The sequence below is a fragment of the Streptomyces sp. NPDC007917 genome (assembly GCF_042959105.1).
Taxonomy (GTDB): Bacteria; Actinomycetota; Actinomycetes; order Streptomycetales; family Streptomycetaceae; genus Streptomyces.
The window spans coordinates 646,745-660,299 of sequence record NZ_JBIBKK010000001.1 but is presented as its reverse complement, the minus strand read 5'-3'; the positions used below and the strand labels follow the sequence as shown (position 1 = coordinate 660,299).

At 73.9% G+C, this 13,555-nt stretch carries 11 protein-coding genes and 1 riboswitch; of the genes, 8 read left to right on the top strand and 3 right to left on the bottom strand.

Annotated elements, in window-relative coordinates; translation table 11 throughout:
- Positions 1–10: 10 nt before the first annotated feature.
- From ACFZDL_RS02805 to ACFZDL_RS02795, 3 genes are all read left to right on the top strand, one after another.
- On the top strand, positions 11–1,393 hold the full coding sequence (locus ACFZDL_RS02805) for a pitrilysin family protein (protein WP_353591092.1): 1,383 nt from the start codon (positions 11–13) through the stop codon (positions 1,391–1,393).
- Positions 1,394–1,624: 231 nt separating this feature from the next.
- A riboswitch (cyclic di-AMP (ydaO/yuaA leader) is annotated at positions 1,625–1,819 on the top strand.
- 13 nt (positions 1,820–1,832) lie between these two features.
- The gene (locus tag ACFZDL_RS02800; protein ID WP_353590892.1) at positions 1,833–2,657 is read left to right on the top strand and encodes a M23 family metallopeptidase; all 825 of its coding nucleotides are present in this window, start codon (positions 1,833–1,835) and stop codon (positions 2,655–2,657) included.
- A gap of 281 nt (positions 2,658–2,938) precedes the next feature.
- Positions 2,939–3,679, top strand: coding sequence for a GntR family transcriptional regulator (locus ACFZDL_RS02795; protein WP_353591093.1), 741 nt, complete (start codon positions 2,939–2,941; stop codon positions 3,677–3,679).
- Between the two features lie 212 nt (positions 3,680–3,891).
- On the opposite strand, the gene ACFZDL_RS02790 is transcribed toward ACFZDL_RS02795, so the two are convergent.
- Entirely contained in the window at positions 3,892–4,173 is a 282-nt protein-coding gene (locus ACFZDL_RS02790; RefSeq protein ID WP_353590893.1) for an HPr family phosphocarrier protein, read from the bottom strand.
- A 212-nt stretch (positions 4,174–4,385) separates the two neighbouring features.
- On the opposite strand from ACFZDL_RS02790, the gene ACFZDL_RS02785 reads away from it, so the two are divergent.
- From ACFZDL_RS02785 to ACFZDL_RS02770, 4 genes are read left to right on the top strand one after another with little or no spacing between them, the layout of a single operon-like run.
- On the top strand, positions 4,386–7,343 hold the full coding sequence (locus tag ACFZDL_RS02785; RefSeq protein ID WP_353590894.1) for a GNAT family N-acetyltransferase: 2,958 nt from the start codon (positions 4,386–4,388) through the stop codon (positions 7,341–7,343).
- 59 nt (positions 7,344–7,402) lie between these two features.
- Positions 7,403–7,999, top strand: a complete 597-nt coding sequence (locus tag ACFZDL_RS02780) for a DUF5998 family protein (protein ID WP_353590895.1) — start codon at positions 7,403–7,405, stop codon at positions 7,997–7,999.
- Positions 7,999–9,240: a nucleotide pyrophosphatase/phosphodiesterase family protein gene (locus ACFZDL_RS02775; protein ID WP_353590896.1), complete on the top strand. Its 1,242-nt coding sequence runs from the start codon at positions 7,999–8,001 to the stop codon at positions 9,238–9,240. The genes ACFZDL_RS02780 and ACFZDL_RS02775 overlap by 1 nt, the downstream gene beginning before the upstream one ends.
- Positions 9,241–9,294: 54 nt before the next feature.
- Positions 9,295–9,945 (top strand): thymidine kinase, encoded by a 651-nt coding sequence (locus tag ACFZDL_RS02770; RefSeq protein ID WP_353590897.1) that lies wholly within the window; start codon positions 9,295–9,297, stop codon positions 9,943–9,945.
- 236 nt (positions 9,946–10,181) lie between these two features.
- Here ACFZDL_RS02770 and ACFZDL_RS02765 read toward each other — a convergent pair whose 3' ends face one another.
- Complete coding sequence (locus ACFZDL_RS02765) at positions 10,182–10,979, bottom strand: VOC family protein (RefSeq protein WP_353590898.1); 798 nt, start codon at positions 10,977–10,979, stop codon at positions 10,182–10,184.
- Between the two features lie 275 nt (positions 10,980–11,254).
- On the opposite strand from ACFZDL_RS02765, the gene ACFZDL_RS02760 reads away from it, so the two are divergent.
- Positions 11,255–12,091: a sulfurtransferase gene (locus ACFZDL_RS02760; protein WP_353590899.1), complete on the top strand. Its 837-nt coding sequence runs from the start codon at positions 11,255–11,257 to the stop codon at positions 12,089–12,091.
- Positions 12,092–12,167: 76 nt separating this feature from the next.
- Here ACFZDL_RS02760 and sepH read toward each other — a convergent pair whose 3' ends face one another.
- Entirely contained in the window at positions 12,168–13,256 is a 1,089-nt protein-coding gene (gene sepH / locus ACFZDL_RS02755) for a septation protein SepH (protein WP_391190089.1), read from the bottom strand.
- Between the last annotated feature and the right edge of the window lie 299 nt (positions 13,257–13,555).

Here is a 13,555-nt window from a genome sequence, read left to right as displayed (position 1 = left end):
CGTCACCGCCATGACCTTCCACCCGCAGCCGCAGGCGGGTGCCGCCAAGCCGTGGGCCTTCCCGGCCCCCGAGCGCGCCGAGCTGTCCAACGGGCTGACCGTGCTGCGCTGCCACCGCCCCGGCCAGCAGGTCGTCGCCGTGGAGATCAACCTCGCCGCCCCGCTGGACGCCGAGCCGGCCGGGCTCGACGGCATCGCGACGATCATGGCTCGCGCCCTGTCCGAGGGCACCGACAAGCACACCGCCGAGGAGTTCGCCGCCGAACTGGAGCGCTGCGGCGCCACCCTGGACGCCCACGCCGACCACCCCGGCGTCCGGGTGTCCCTGGAGGTCCCCGTCTCCCGGCTGCCCAAGGCGCTCGGCCTGCTGGCCGACGCGCTGCGCGCCCCCGCCTTCCCCGAGGGCGAGGTCGAGCGGCTGGTGCGCAACCGCCTGGACGAGATCCCGCACGAGCTGGCCAACCCGGCCCGGCGCGCCTCGATGGCGCTGTCCAAGGAGCTGTTCCCGGCCGAGGCCCGGATGTCCCGGCCGCGTCAGGGCACCCAGGAGACCGTCGAGGGCATCGACGCCGCGGCCGTGCGGGCCTTCTACGAGGCGCATGTCCGCCCGTCCTCCTCGACCGTCGTGGTCGTCGGCGACCTGGCCGGCGTCGACCTCGACAAGGCGCTGGCCGAATCCCTCGGCGCCTGGACGGGCGGGGCCGCCGAGCCCCGCCCCATGCCGCCGATCACCGCCGACGACACCGGCCGCGTGATCATCGTCGACCGGCCGGGCGCGGTGCAGACCCAGCTGCTCATCGGGCGGATCGGCGCCGACCGCCATGACCGGGTCTGGCCCGCCCAGGTGCTGGGCACCTACTGCCTGGGCGGCACCCTGACCTCCCGGCTCGACCGCGTGCTGCGTGAGGAGAAGGGCTACACGTACGGCGTGCGCGCCTTCGGCCAGGTGCTCCGCTCCGCGGCCCCGGACGCCTCCGGAGGGGCCACGGGCGCCGCGATGCTGGCCATCAGCGGCTCGGTGGCCACCGAGGTCACCGGCCCCGCCCTGGAGGACCTGTGGAAGGTGCTGGGCACGCTGAAGGAAGAGGGCCTGACGGACGCCGAGCGCGACGTCGCCGTGCAGAACCTGGTCGGGGTGGCCCCCCTGAAGTACGAGACGGCGGCGGCCGTCGCGGGCACGCTCGCCGACCAGGTCGAGCAGCACCTGCCGGACGACTTCCAGGCGCAGTTGTACGCGCGCCTCGCGGAGACCGGCACGGTGGAGGCGACCGCCGCGGTGGTGAGCGCCTTCCCGTCCGACCGGCTGGTCACGGTGCTCGTCGGTGACGCCTCGCAGATCGAGGAGCCGGTCAAGGCGCTCGGCATCGGCGAGGTGCGCGTCATCCAGGGCTGACGGCCTGACGGCCCGACAAAACAGGACCCCTGACGCCGTTTCAGGCGCCAGGGGTCCTGTTTTTCGAATCGTCTCACCGGTCGATTCGCCCGCTTTATAGCAGAGGTCGCCCGTCTGGGTGTTCGTGTCTGTGGGGAAACCAACAAAAACGCGGAACCGTTTGGTGAACGAAAGCGATCACGCTTAGCGTCAGTCCGGTTGTCCGACCGAGACACGCCGCACCCGCGGCACGGACAACCATCGCCGAGTCCCCGTACGGCGCGAGCCAGGGGAGCCGGGGACCCAGCCTCGTCCGCCGCCCACGGCGCCGGACGGGTGATCCCCAGGGGTGAATCGGACGCCTTCCCCACGCGGGGGAGGGGCCCGTAGGAGACCTTCCTGCTCCGAACCCGTCAGCTAACCCGGTAGGCGAGAGGGAAGGAAAGGAGTGCGCCGGACCATGGCGTTCACCCGTACCACCGGGAAGCACCGCCGCCCCACCAGGGCCCCCCGCACCGCCCGTTCCGGCGCCAACCTCGCGGGCATAGCCACGCTGGCCGCCTCCGGTGTGGTCGCCGGCTTCGCCGCCCCGGCCCTGGCCGCGACGGACGACCCGCGCGGCTTCGAGGACACCGGGCTGCGCCAGGCGGTCGCCATGGACGACGGGCTCGCCGACCAGGTCGAGGCCCAGGCGCAGAGCCAGCAGAGCGCCGCCGAGGAGGCCGCCGCCAAGGCGCAGGCCGAGGCCGCGGCCCGCAAGGAGGCCGCGCGGCAGGCGGCCGAGGCGAAGCGAAAGGCCGAGGCGGCCGCGAAGAAGGCCAAGCAGGAGCGCGAGGCCAAGGAGCGCGCGGCGCGCGAGGCCGAGCGGAAGCGGCTGAACATGTTCGTGCTGCCGGTCACCGGCTCGTACGTCTCCACCAGCTACCAGGCGTCCAGCGGCCTGTGGTCCTCCGGCAGCCACACCGGTGTGGACTTCCACGCCGCGTCCGGTACCCCGGTGCACTCCGTCGGCTCCGGCACCGTGGTCGAGGCCGGCTGGGGCGGCGCGTACGGCAACAACATCGTGATCAAGATGAACGACGGCACCTACACCCAGTACGGCCATCTGTCGTCCCTCGGGGTCTCCGTCGGCCAGACGGTCACCCCGGGCCAGCAGATCGGCCTGTCCGGCGCCACGGGCAATGTCACCGGCCCGCATCTGCACTTCGAGGCCCGCACCAGCGCCGACTACGGCTCGGACATCGACCCCGTCGCCTACCTGCGCTCGCACGGTGTGAACATCTGAGCATCCCCGCTCGCTTCCCGAAGGCCCTCGGTCCCACGGACCCGGGGGCCTTCGGCGTACCCGGTCGGCCGCCCGGCCGCCGGCCGCCTGGCCACCCGGCCATCCGACCGCCTGGCCACCCGCCCTCCTGGCCAAAAATATCCATGAAATCTCCGTGCCTATCGGAAATTCAAGCTGTTTAGAATAGAGTCGCTGAACACGCGTCAATCGGCTGCGTTTCGCGGAGATTAAGGCGGAGGTTCGACAATGCGGGACCGGAAGTGAGCGGCGATACGACCGCGATGCAGGGCGGTCACCGGATTTCGGCGCACGCGGTGTGCACGGCGATCCGCGACGACATCGTCTCCGGCACCTTCGCGCCCGGCAGCCGGTTGATCGAGGAACTTCTCGCCCGGCGGTACGGCGTCTCGCGCGTGCCCGTGCGCGAGGCGCTGCGCACCCTGGAGTCGGAAGGCTTTGTGACCACCCGCAGACACGCGGGCGCCTGCGTCGCGCAGCCGTCCGACCGGGAGGCCGCCGACCTGTTGGACATCCGCGCGCTGCTGGAGCCGCTGGGGGCCGCCCGGGCCGCCCAGCGGCGCACCGAGGCGCATCTGAAGGTGTTGCGCGGCCTGGTCCGGCTCGGCCAGGAGCGGGCCCGGCGCGGGCAGTTGGGCGAGCTGCGGCCGCTCGGTGACTGGTTCCACGAGACGATGGCCCAGGCCTCCGGGAGCCCGAGCCTGGCCGGGCTGCTGGTGCAGCTGAGGCGCAAGATCGCGTGGGTGTACGCGGTGGAGCCGGCCCACAGGGCGGCGCCGTCCGCCCCGGGCGGCGCCCTGCGCTCCGACGTCTCGCTGCGGGCCGTGGAGTCCTGGGGCGAGCACGGCGCGCTGGTCGACGCCGTGGCGCGCGGCGACGCCGACCGCGCGCGGGCGCTCGCCGCGGCGCACGCCGAGCGCTCGATGTCGGAATACCGGCTGCGCCGCCCCGCCCGCGTGAGAAGTTCGAAACATTCCGTAAACACGGCGGGCGTCCGGAATTAACAGCGGCCCCGTATACAACTTCTGAGAATTACCGTCGGTGTGTCGCGGTCGTGGATTTCCGCGCCCGCGGATTTCGCGTTCCCGTATTTCACCGGCCCTGCTTTGTGTGGTTCCCGGTTTTGCGCCGTCCCCGTATCGCGTGGGACAAACAGTGCGGCCGCGGTCCCCAGTCGTGGGTCACCGCGGCCGCGCCGTGTCCGGGGTGGAGTCAGTCAGACGGTCTCCGGAAGCTCCTCGAGCCCCTCCGCGACCAGCTTGGCCAGACGGTCGAGCGCGATCTCGGCGTCGTCCGAGTCGGAGGCGAGGACGACCTCCTCGCCGCCCTGGGCGCCCAGGCCGAGCACGGCGAGCATGGAAGCGGCGTTGACCGGGGTGCCGTCCGCCTTGGCGATCGTGATGGGGACGCCGGCGGCGGTGGCCGCCCGGACGAAGATCGACGCGGGGCGGGCGTGCAGGCCCTCGGCCCAGCCGATGTTGACGCGGCGCTCAGCCATGGTGTTGCCCTTCAGGTGCGGAGTTGCTGTTGTCTAGACCAATATCATACGGGTGTCGCATGTTTGAGTATGCCCGGAACGGTGTCCGAGTAGGCCCGCCCATGTCCGTACGGGTCCGATATTGACCTTCCCTCGACACCTCCCCCCAACGCAAGGGCGTCCGCCATACGGACGTCCGGACCCACTTCCGCCCGGGCCGTACTCTTGGCCGCATGCGGCTGCCGTCCGACACCCACGCCTACCCGGCCCACTGGGAGGCCGATGTGGTGCTCCGCGACGGCGGCACCGCCCGGATCCGCCCCATCACCCCCGACGACGCACAGCGCCTGGTCAGCTTCTACGAGCGGGTCTCCGACGAGTCCAAGTACTACCGCTTCTTCGCGCCCTACCCCCGGCTCTCCGACCGCGACGTGCACCGCTTCACGCACCATGACTACGTCGACCGGGTGGGCCTGGCCGCCACGGTCGGGGGCGAGTTCATCGCCACCGTCCGCTACGACCGGATCGACGGCCAGGGCCTGCCCTCGGCGGCGCCGGCCGACGAGGCCGAGGTCGCGTTCCTCGTCCAGGACGCCCACCAGGGCCGCGGGGTGGCCTCCGCGCTCCTCGAGCACATCGCCGCCGTCGCCCGGGAGCGCGGGATCCGCCGCTTCGCCGCCGAGGTGCTGCCCGCCAACACCAAGATGATCAAGGTGTTCACGGACGCGGGCTACACCCAGAAGCGCAGCTTCGAGGACGGCGTCGTCCGCCTGGAGTTCGACCTCGAACCCACCGACCGCTCCCTGGCCGTCATGCGCGCCCGCGAGCAGCGCGCCGAGGCCCGCTCCGTACAGCGGCTGCTCGCCCCCGGCTCCGTCGCCGTGATCGGCACCGGGCGCGCCCCGGGCGGCGTCGGCCGCACCGTGCTGCGCAGCATCCTCGACGCCGGGTTCACCGGGCGCCTGTACGCCGTCAACCGCGCCTTTCCCGGGGACCAGGCGCGGCTGGACCCCGAGGGCGTCCCGGCCCACCGCTCCATCCGCGAGATCGACGGCCCGGTCGACCTCGCCGTCGTCGCCGTCCCGGCCGCACAGGTGCCCTCCGTGGTCGCGGACTGCGGCGACAGCGGCGTCCAGGGCCTCGTCGTGGTCTCCGCCGGCTACGCGGAGAGCGGGCCCGAGGGCCGCGACCGCCAGCGCGAGCTGGTCCGCCAGGCGCGCACCTACGGCATGCGGATCATCGGCCCCAACGCCTTCGGCGTCATCAACACCGCCGACGGCGTGCGGCTGAACGCCTCCCTCTCGCCACGGCTGCCCGCCCCCGGCCGGCTCGGCCTCTTCACCCAGTCCGGGGCGATAGGCATCGCGCTGCTGTCCGGGCTCGACCTGCGCGGCGCGGGGACCGCCGGGGTCTCCACCTTCGTCTCCGCGGGCAACCGCGCCGACGTCTCGGGCAACGACGTCCTGCAGTACTGGTACGACGACCCGCGGACCGACGTCGCCCTGATGTACCTCGAGTCCATCGGCAACCCCCGCAAGTTCACCCGGCTCGCCAAGCGCACGGCCGCGGTCAAGCCGGTCGTGGTCGTCAAGGGCGCCCGCCACAGCGGCAGCGCCCCCACCGGCCACGCCGTCCCCGCCCCCGGCATCCCGGACGCCACCGTCTCCGCCCTGCTGCGGCAGGCGGGCGTGATCCGGGTCGACACCGTCACCGAGCTCGTCGACGCCGGGCTGCTGCTCGCCTCCCAGCCGCTCCCCGGCGGCCCGCGCATCGCCATCCTGGGCAACTCCGAGTCCCTGGGGCTGCTCACCTACGACGCCTGCCTCACCGACGGGCTCCGCCCGCTGCCGCCCCGCGACCTGACCACGGCGGCCACCCCCGACGACTTCCGGCGAGCCCTCTCCGCGGCCCTCGCCGACGACGCGTGCGACGCGGTCGTCGTCACCGCCATCCCCGGCGTCGGCGACGCCGCCGCGGCCGACCTCGCCCAGGCGATGCGCGGCGCGGCCGCCGAGGCCGCGGCGCGCGGTGCGGCCAAGCCGGTGGCGGCGGTCCACCTGGAGATCCCAGGGCTCGCCGAGGCCCTGGCCGCGCCCTGGGACGCCCCGGGGGCCGGCGACGGAGACGTGGACGACAGGGCTGACGAGGCGCCCTTCCCGGCCCCGCGGATCCCCGCCTACCCGGCCGCGGAGCGGGCCGTACGGGCCCTCGCCGAGGCCGTGGGGTACGCGCGGTGGCGGCGCCAGGCCGAGGAGGCTGGTAAGACGGCGCAGCTCCCCGAGTACGAGGACATCGACGAGGCGGGCGCCGCGGCCGACATCGACGTACTGCTCGCGCCGACCGAGGGGGAGCCGACGGCGCAAGCCCAGACCGAGGAGGCCCCGACCGAGGGCGCGCCGACGGAAGCCGCGCCGACCGAAGCCACCCCGGCCGACGGCGCCCCCCGCCCCCAGGCCGCTGCCGCCGCGTCCCCCGACGCGTCGGCGGACGCCCACGCCCCGCACGCCGTCACCCTCTCCGCCCCCGACGCCCAGCGGCTCCTCGCCCGCTACGGCGTCAGCGTGCTGCCCGCGCTTTCCGCCCCCGATCCGGACGCGGCCGTACGGGCGGCGGCCAGGCTCGGTTTCCCCGTCGCGCTCAAGACCACCGCCCCTCATCTGCGCCACCGCGCCGACCTGGGCGGAGTCCGGCTCGACGTCGGCGGGGAGGCGGAACTGCGCCGGGCCTACGCCGAGTTGACCGACTACCTGGGCGCCCCCGAGGAGCTGCGGCTCGTCGTGCAGCGGATGGCCCCGCGCGGCGTCGACACCGTCGTACGGGCCGCCATCGACCCCGCCGCCGGGGCGGTGCTCTCCTTCGGGCTCGCCGGAGCGCCCTCCGAGCTGCTGGGCGACACCGCCCACCGGCTCGTCCCGGCCACCGACCGGGACGCCGCCGAGCTGATCAGATCCATCCGGACCGCGCCGCTCCTGTTCGGCTGGCGCGGCTCAAGACCCGTCGACACCGGGGCGCTCGAAGAGCTCCTGCTGCGGGTGTCCCGTATGGTGGACGACCATCCCGAGGTGGTCGCCGTCGACCTCGAACCGGTCGTCGTCGCCCCGCGCGGCCTTTCCGTGCTCGGTGCGGCCGTCCGGCTGGCACCGCCGCCTCCGCGCACCGATCTCGGCCCCCGCCACCTGCCCAGCTACTGACGTCCGCGGCCATGGCCGGCATGGGCACCCGTGTCGGCGCGGCCCCGTAGGATGGGCACATGGCGAAGACCGGTACGACGACCCAGGGGCTGCGCGCGGCGATCGAGCGCAGCGGCTATTACCCGGCACTCGTTGCCGAAGCGGTGGAGGCCGCCGTGGGTGGTGAGCCGGTCGTCTCGTATCTGGTCCACCAGGAGACCACCTTCGACTCCAACGAGGTCCGCCGCCATGTCACGGTCCTCGTCCTGACCGGCACCCGCTTCATCGTCAGCCACACCGACGAGCAGGCCGCCGACGGCACGTCCCCGTCGCCGTACGCCACCACCTCCACCGAATCCGTGAAGCTGCAGCGGATCTCCTCGGTCGTGCTGAGCCGGGTCGTGGCCAACCCCGAGTCGTACACTCCGGGCACGCTGCCCCGCGAGGTGGTTCTCACCATCGGCTGGGGCGCGGTCAACCGCCTCGACCTCGAGCCCGCCGCCTGCGGCGACCCCAACTGTGAGGCCGACCACGGCTACACCGGCTCCTCCACCGCCGACGACCTGAGCCTGCGGGTCAGCGAGGCGGGCGACGGCCCCGACAGCGTCCGGCAGACCCTCGCCTTCGCCCAGTCGCTCTCCGAAGCCACCGTGGACGCGCCGGACGCCGGCCGCTGATGTCCGACTCCATCGCGGGCTCCGCCACCGCCTCCCCCTGGTATGAGCCCGAGCCCACGCCGCTCGACCCGCGCTCCGCCCCCGCGCCGCGCTACGGCACGGGCTCGCTCGCCGATCTGCTGCCGGCCGTCGCCGCCGGCCAGGGCGTCCCGGGCCTGTCCTCGCTCCCCCCGGGGCTCGCCCTCGCGCCCGCCGACCGCGTGTGCGTGTTCCTGGTCGACGGCCTCGGCTGGGAGCTGCTGCGCGCCCACCCCGCCGAAGCGCCCTTTCTGACCTCGCTGCTGCCCGGCTCGCTGAACGGCACGGGGGCGCCGATCACCGCGGGCTTCCCCTCCACCACCGCGACCTCGCTGGCCTCCGTGGGCACGGGCCTGCCGCCCGGCGCCCACGGCCTGCCAGGCTATACGGTGGCCGACCCCGCCACCGGCCAGCTGATGAACCAGCTGCGCTGGCAGCCGTGGACGGATCCGCACGCCTGGCAGCCGTATCCCACCGTCTTCCAACTGGCCCATGCCGCGGGCGTGCACACCTGCCAGGTGTCCGCGCCGACCTTCGCCGAGACCCCGCTCACCAAGATCGCGCTGAGCGGCGGCACCTTCCACGGCCGGCTCTCCGGCGAGGAGCGGATGGACCTCGCGGCCGAGCAGTTGGCCGCGGGCGACCGTTCGCTCGTCTACACGTACTACAGCGAAGTCGACGGCAAGGGGCACCGCTTCGGCGTCGACTCCGACGAGTGGCGCGCCCAGCTGCGCTATGTGGACGGGCTCGTGCAGCGCCTCGCCGAGCAACTGCCGCCCCGCGCCGCGCTCTATGTGACCGCCGACCACGGCATGATCGACGTCCCCTTCGACCCGGAGTCGCGGATCGACTTCGACGAGGACTGGGAGCTGCGCGCCGGAGTCGCCCTGCTGGGCGGCGAGGGCCGCGCCCGCCATGTGTACGCGGTGCCGGGGGCGGCGGGCGATGTGCTGGCGGTGTGGCGCGAGGTGCTCGGCGAGCGGATGTGGGTGGCGAGCCGTGACGAGGCCATCGAGGCGGGCTGGTTCGGGCAACCCGACGACGCCGGCGGCGGCGTGGACGAGCGGGTGTACCGGCGGATCGGCGATGTGGTGGCCGCCGCCAGCGCGGATGTCGCGATCGTCGCGTCGCGGACCGAGCCGAAGGAGTCGGCGATGGTGGGGCTGCACGGCTCGATGACCCCCGTCGAGCAGCTTGTCCCGCTGCTCGAAGTACGCTCCTGAGCCGTCCTGCCTTGCCCCCGCCCGTTCCTTCCGTATGAAAGGCTCCGCCACCCCATGCCCGAGCTGGTGTTCTTCTCCGGAACCATGGACTGCGGAAAGAGCACACTGGCTCTGCAGATCGGCCACAACCGGTCGGCCCGGGGCCTGGAGGGACTGATCTTCACGCGGGACGACCGCGCGGGCGAGGGCAAGCTGTCCTCCCGGCTCGGCCTGGTCACCGATGCGGTGGAGGCGGCGCCAGGGATGGATCTGTACGCCTACGTCGTGGAGCGGCTGTCGCAGGGTGGCAAGGTCGACTACGTGATCGTGGACGAGGCGCAGTTCCTCGCCACCGAGCAGATCGACCAACTGGCCCGGGTCGTGGACGACCTGGAGCTGGACGTCTTCGCCTTCGGCATCACCACCGACTTCCGCACGAAGCTGTTCCCCGGTTCCCAGCGGCTGATCGAACTCGCGGACCGGCTCGAGACGCTGCAGGTGGAGGCGATGTGCTGGTGCGGGGCGCGGGCCACGCACAACGCCCGCACGGTGGGTGGCGCGATGGTGGTCGAGGGCGAGCAGGTTGTCGTCGGTGACGTCAACCGCCAGGCCGCGGAGGTCGGCTACGAGGTGCTGTGCCGGCGCCACCACCGCCGCAGGATGACCAGCGCCTCCGCCCGTGCGGGCGTACCCTCGCCGGATGTCCTGCCGGTTACTTCTGGCTGACCGTTCCGCAGCGGGTCCGGCGTGGGCAGAGGCCGGCACCGGACCGCGCGGGTCCTTCGCGGCCCGGCCTGCCCTGCACCCGGGCCGGCCGGGCGGGCGACCTGGCACTCCGCCGCCCGCGCCGTCGCCCGAGTCCTTCTCGTCGGCCCGGCGGCGGCGCCGGCCCCGGGCCTGGTGTCGGCGCCGGGACCGTACGACTGTGCCGAGACACCCCAGGCCGTGCCCTGGCCGTCCGTTCAGCCGTCCGTCTCGACCAGGGAGAAGGCCGCCCCCTCCGGGTCCGTGACGGTGGCCGTACGCCCCGCCGCGCCGTCCTGGGGCGGCAGGACGACATAGCCGCCCAGCTCGGCCACCTGACGCACCGCCTTGTCCACGTCGGCCACCGCGAAATACGTCCGCCAGTGCGGGCCCCGGTCGCGCGGCAGGGTGGCGCCCACGCCGTGGATCGCGGCCACCGGCCGCCCCGCCACCCGCAGGGTCAGCGCATCGGACCCGGGCTCGGGGGCCGGGCCGGGGCCGTCCGCCGTCCAGGGCTCGCTGTGGCAGCCGAAGACCATGTCGTAGAACTTGCCGACGGCCGAGGACTCACGGGTCATCAGCTCGTGCCAGACCGGGGAGCCCGGCGCCCCGATCTCCTCGGCGCCCAGGTGCTCGCGCGCCTGCCACACGCCGAAGGCCGCGCCCTCCGGGTCGGCCGCGAGGGCCATCCGGCCCGCCTCGCCCGCGTCCAGCGGGCCCACGGCCACGGTGCCGCCGCAGGCGCGGATCAGCTCCGCCGTCTCGTCGGCGTCGTCGGAGGCCAGATACGTCGTCCAGGCGACCGGCAGGTGGCGCTCCGGAGGCAGTTCGCCCAGCCCTGCGACGGGCCGGTCGCCGATCCGGGCGCGTACGTACGGGCCCAGGTGCTGTGGCCCCGGGGTGAACTCCCAGCCGAACAAGGCGTGGTAGAAGTCCTGCGTCGCAGCCAGGCTGTGCACCATCAGGCTCGTCCAGCAAGGCGTGCCCGGTGTGCGCCGAGTCGCTGCCTCGGTCATCGTCACTCTCTCCTCGGACCGTTGTGGTGTCCGTGCGGCTCCGGCCGGCCCGCTGGTGCGCGGGGCGGTGATGGGGTGGCGCCCGACAGATATTCGCACCCCCTGTCGCAACGCGCGCCCTGGCCGCGCCGCAATTCGCGGCTCCTGCCAGGACAATGCCCGCTTTCAAGCCGCGCATCCGTTTCCGAGCCATGGCCGCGAGGTGTCCGTCATCTGTACAGGGGGTGATCGAGTGGGCCAATCGTCGCAGGCGCATCTACGCAAGGATGGTGCTCATGAACGCCATCATCACCGCATCCGATCTCATGGACGAGCTGGCGGGGGAGCGGCCGCCGCTCCTCCTGGACGTGCGCTACCAGATGGGCGGCCCGCCCGGCCGCCCCGCCTACGAGGCCGGCCACCTCCCCGGCGCGGTCTACGTCGACCTGGAGGCCGAACTCGCGGGCCCCGCGGGCGCGGCCGGCCGCCACCCGCTGCCCGACCTTTCCGTCTTCGGCGCCGCGATGCGCCGGGCCGGAGTCCGCGCGGACCAGCGCGTGGTCGCGTACGACGGCGGACAGGGGTGGGCGGCGGCGCGCGCCTGGTGGCTGCTGCGCTGGGCGGGGCACCCGTCCGTACGCGTTCTCGACGGCGGCCTGGCCGCCTGGAACGAGAGCGGCGGCCCGCTGAGCACCGAGACCCCCGCCCCGCCCGAGGGCGACTTCGAGCCGCGGCCCGGCGCCCTGCCACTGCTGGACGCGGAGGGCGCGGCGGCGCTCGCCCGGCGCGGGCTGCTGCTGGACGCGCGGGCCGCCGAGCGGTACCGGGGCGAGGTGGAGCCGATCGACCCCGTGGCCGGGCACATCCCGGGGGCGGTCTCGGCCCCGACCATGGAGAACGTCACCCCCGATGGCCGGTTCCTGCCCGCCGAGCGGCTGGCCGAGCGCTTCGCGGGGCTCGGCGCCACCGCGGACGCGGAGGTGGGGGTCTACTGCGGCTCGGGCGTCTCGGCCGCCCACCAGGTGCTGGCGCTGGCGGTCGCGGGCATCCCGGCGGCCCTGTACGTCGGCTCCTGGAGCGAGTGGTCCGCCGACCCCGCCCGCCCGGTGGCCACCGGCCCCGACCGCGGCTGAGGGGCATACAGCCCCGGGCCCCGCCGTCGGAGTGCGACGGCGGGGCCCCGCGCGTGTGGAGGTGATGCCGCCGCGCCTACTCCTGTTTCTTGCGGCGGGTGCCGAAGACGATCTCGTCCCAGCTCGGCACCGCCGCCCGGCGGCCCGGACGCACCCCGTCCGCCTCCGCCTGACGGTCCGTGGTGCCGGTCAGCCGCTCGCGGTGGCCGGCGACCGAACGGGGCATCAGGACGTCCGCGTACGCCGAGCCGGCGCTCGCCGCCGGGGCCGGGGGCTCGACGGTCTCGGGCTCCTCGGCGGGCTCGTCCACCGGGGACGACGGGCTCGGCGAGTCCGGCACGACCATGTCGCCCCGGAAGTTCGGCACGGCTTCCAGCAGGCTGGTGAGCGAGTCCCGCTCGCCGCCGAGGCCGTCCTCCAGCGACGCGGACGCCGACGTGGGGTCGGATTCGCCGTCGCCGCGCTCGAACGAGCCCTGCCGGTCCCGGTCCCGATCGCGGTCCCGGTCACGCGGCAGCCGGGCGATCCGCGGTACGAACGGGAAGCTCGGCTCCGGGGTGTCGTCGGTCTCGCCGATCAGCGCGCGGGCCTCGTCGTCCACGGCCTGGACGAGCCGCCGGGGCGGGTCGTAGGTCCAGCTGGCCGAGTGCGGCTCTCCGGCCACGCGGTAGACCAGCAGCACCTCCCAGGTGCCGTCGTCCCGCCGCCAGGAGTCCCACTGCGCGGTGTCCTTCTCCGCGCCGCGCAGCAGCAGCCGCTCCGCGACGGCCTCGCCGAGCTGGGGCCCGGCGTTCTCACCGGGGCGGCGCACGGGTGTCTTGCGGGCGCGCTCGGCCATGAAGGCGCGCTCCGCGAGCACCGGACCCTCGAAGCGGCGCACGCGGTCGACGGGGATGCCCGCCATCTGCGCGACCTCCTCGGCCGAGGCGCCGGCGCGTATACGGGCCTGGATGTCGCGCGGCCGCAGATGGCTCTCGACCTCGATCTCGATCTGGCCGAGCCGAGCGCGGTCGTTGCGCACCGCGGCGCGCAGTCGCTCGTCGATGGGAAGTGTGTACTCCGTGCTGTCCGCAGCCTTGAGCACCAGCCGTGTGCCGTCGTTGCTGACGGCCACGACACGCAGTTCGGGCATGGGGACCTCCCGGGTGGTGCCTGCCGACGTCACGGTTGCGTCGCTGCTCTCCCGCTAGACGAGTGTGGCCTGCCCGGGTGCAGCCTGCCACAACTTTGCCGAGTTGCCCGGCGTGTCGGGCCTGCGCCCCGATCCGCCGTTATGGCACGGTGACCTGTTTGCAGCCCAAAGCGACGGCGCCGTCGCTCGGGGCAGCGATCCCCATGTCATGTCGCGGCGCCGCCGGTTGAGTTGCCGCCTTTTGGCCCCTCCCGTTGGGTCCGGGCGGCCGGACGGGAAAGCGGGGCCAGGGACCGCCACAGTACTCCATTCGGGCCGCTCAGGTGGAGCGG

What these genes read in the sequence shown, in the direction of transcription:
- ACFZDL_RS02760 (WP_353590899.1), top strand. Translation starts at nt 11,255, where the DNA reads ATGAACGCCATCATCACCGCATCCGATCTCATGGACGAGCTGGCGGGG.
- ACFZDL_RS02805 (WP_353591092.1), top strand. Translation starts at nt 11, where the DNA reads ATGACCTTCCACCCGCAGCCGCAGGCGGGTGCCGCCAAGCCGTGGGCC.
- ACFZDL_RS02775 (WP_353590896.1), top strand. Translation starts at nt 7,999, where the DNA reads ATGTCCGACTCCATCGCGGGCTCCGCCACCGCCTCCCCCTGGTATGAG.
- ACFZDL_RS02785 (WP_353590894.1), top strand. Translation starts at nt 4,386, where the DNA reads ATGCGGCTGCCGTCCGACACCCACGCCTACCCGGCCCACTGGGAGGCC.
- ACFZDL_RS02795 (WP_353591093.1), top strand. Translation starts at nt 2,939, where the DNA reads ATGCAGGGCGGTCACCGGATTTCGGCGCACGCGGTGTGCACGGCGATC.
- ACFZDL_RS02770 (WP_353590897.1), top strand. Translation starts at nt 9,295, where the DNA reads ATGCCCGAGCTGGTGTTCTTCTCCGGAACCATGGACTGCGGAAAGAGC.
- ACFZDL_RS02765 (WP_353590898.1), bottom strand. Translation starts at nt 10,979, where the DNA reads ATGACCGAGGCAGCGACTCGGCGCACACCGGGCACGCCTTGCTGGACG.
- ACFZDL_RS02790 (WP_353590893.1), bottom strand. Translation starts at nt 4,173, where the DNA reads ATGGCTGAGCGCCGCGTCAACATCGGCTGGGCCGAGGGCCTGCACGCC.
- ACFZDL_RS02800 (WP_353590892.1), top strand. Translation starts at nt 1,833, where the DNA reads ATGGCGTTCACCCGTACCACCGGGAAGCACCGCCGCCCCACCAGGGCC.
- ACFZDL_RS02780 (WP_353590895.1), top strand. Translation starts at nt 7,403, where the DNA reads ATGGCGAAGACCGGTACGACGACCCAGGGGCTGCGCGCGGCGATCGAG.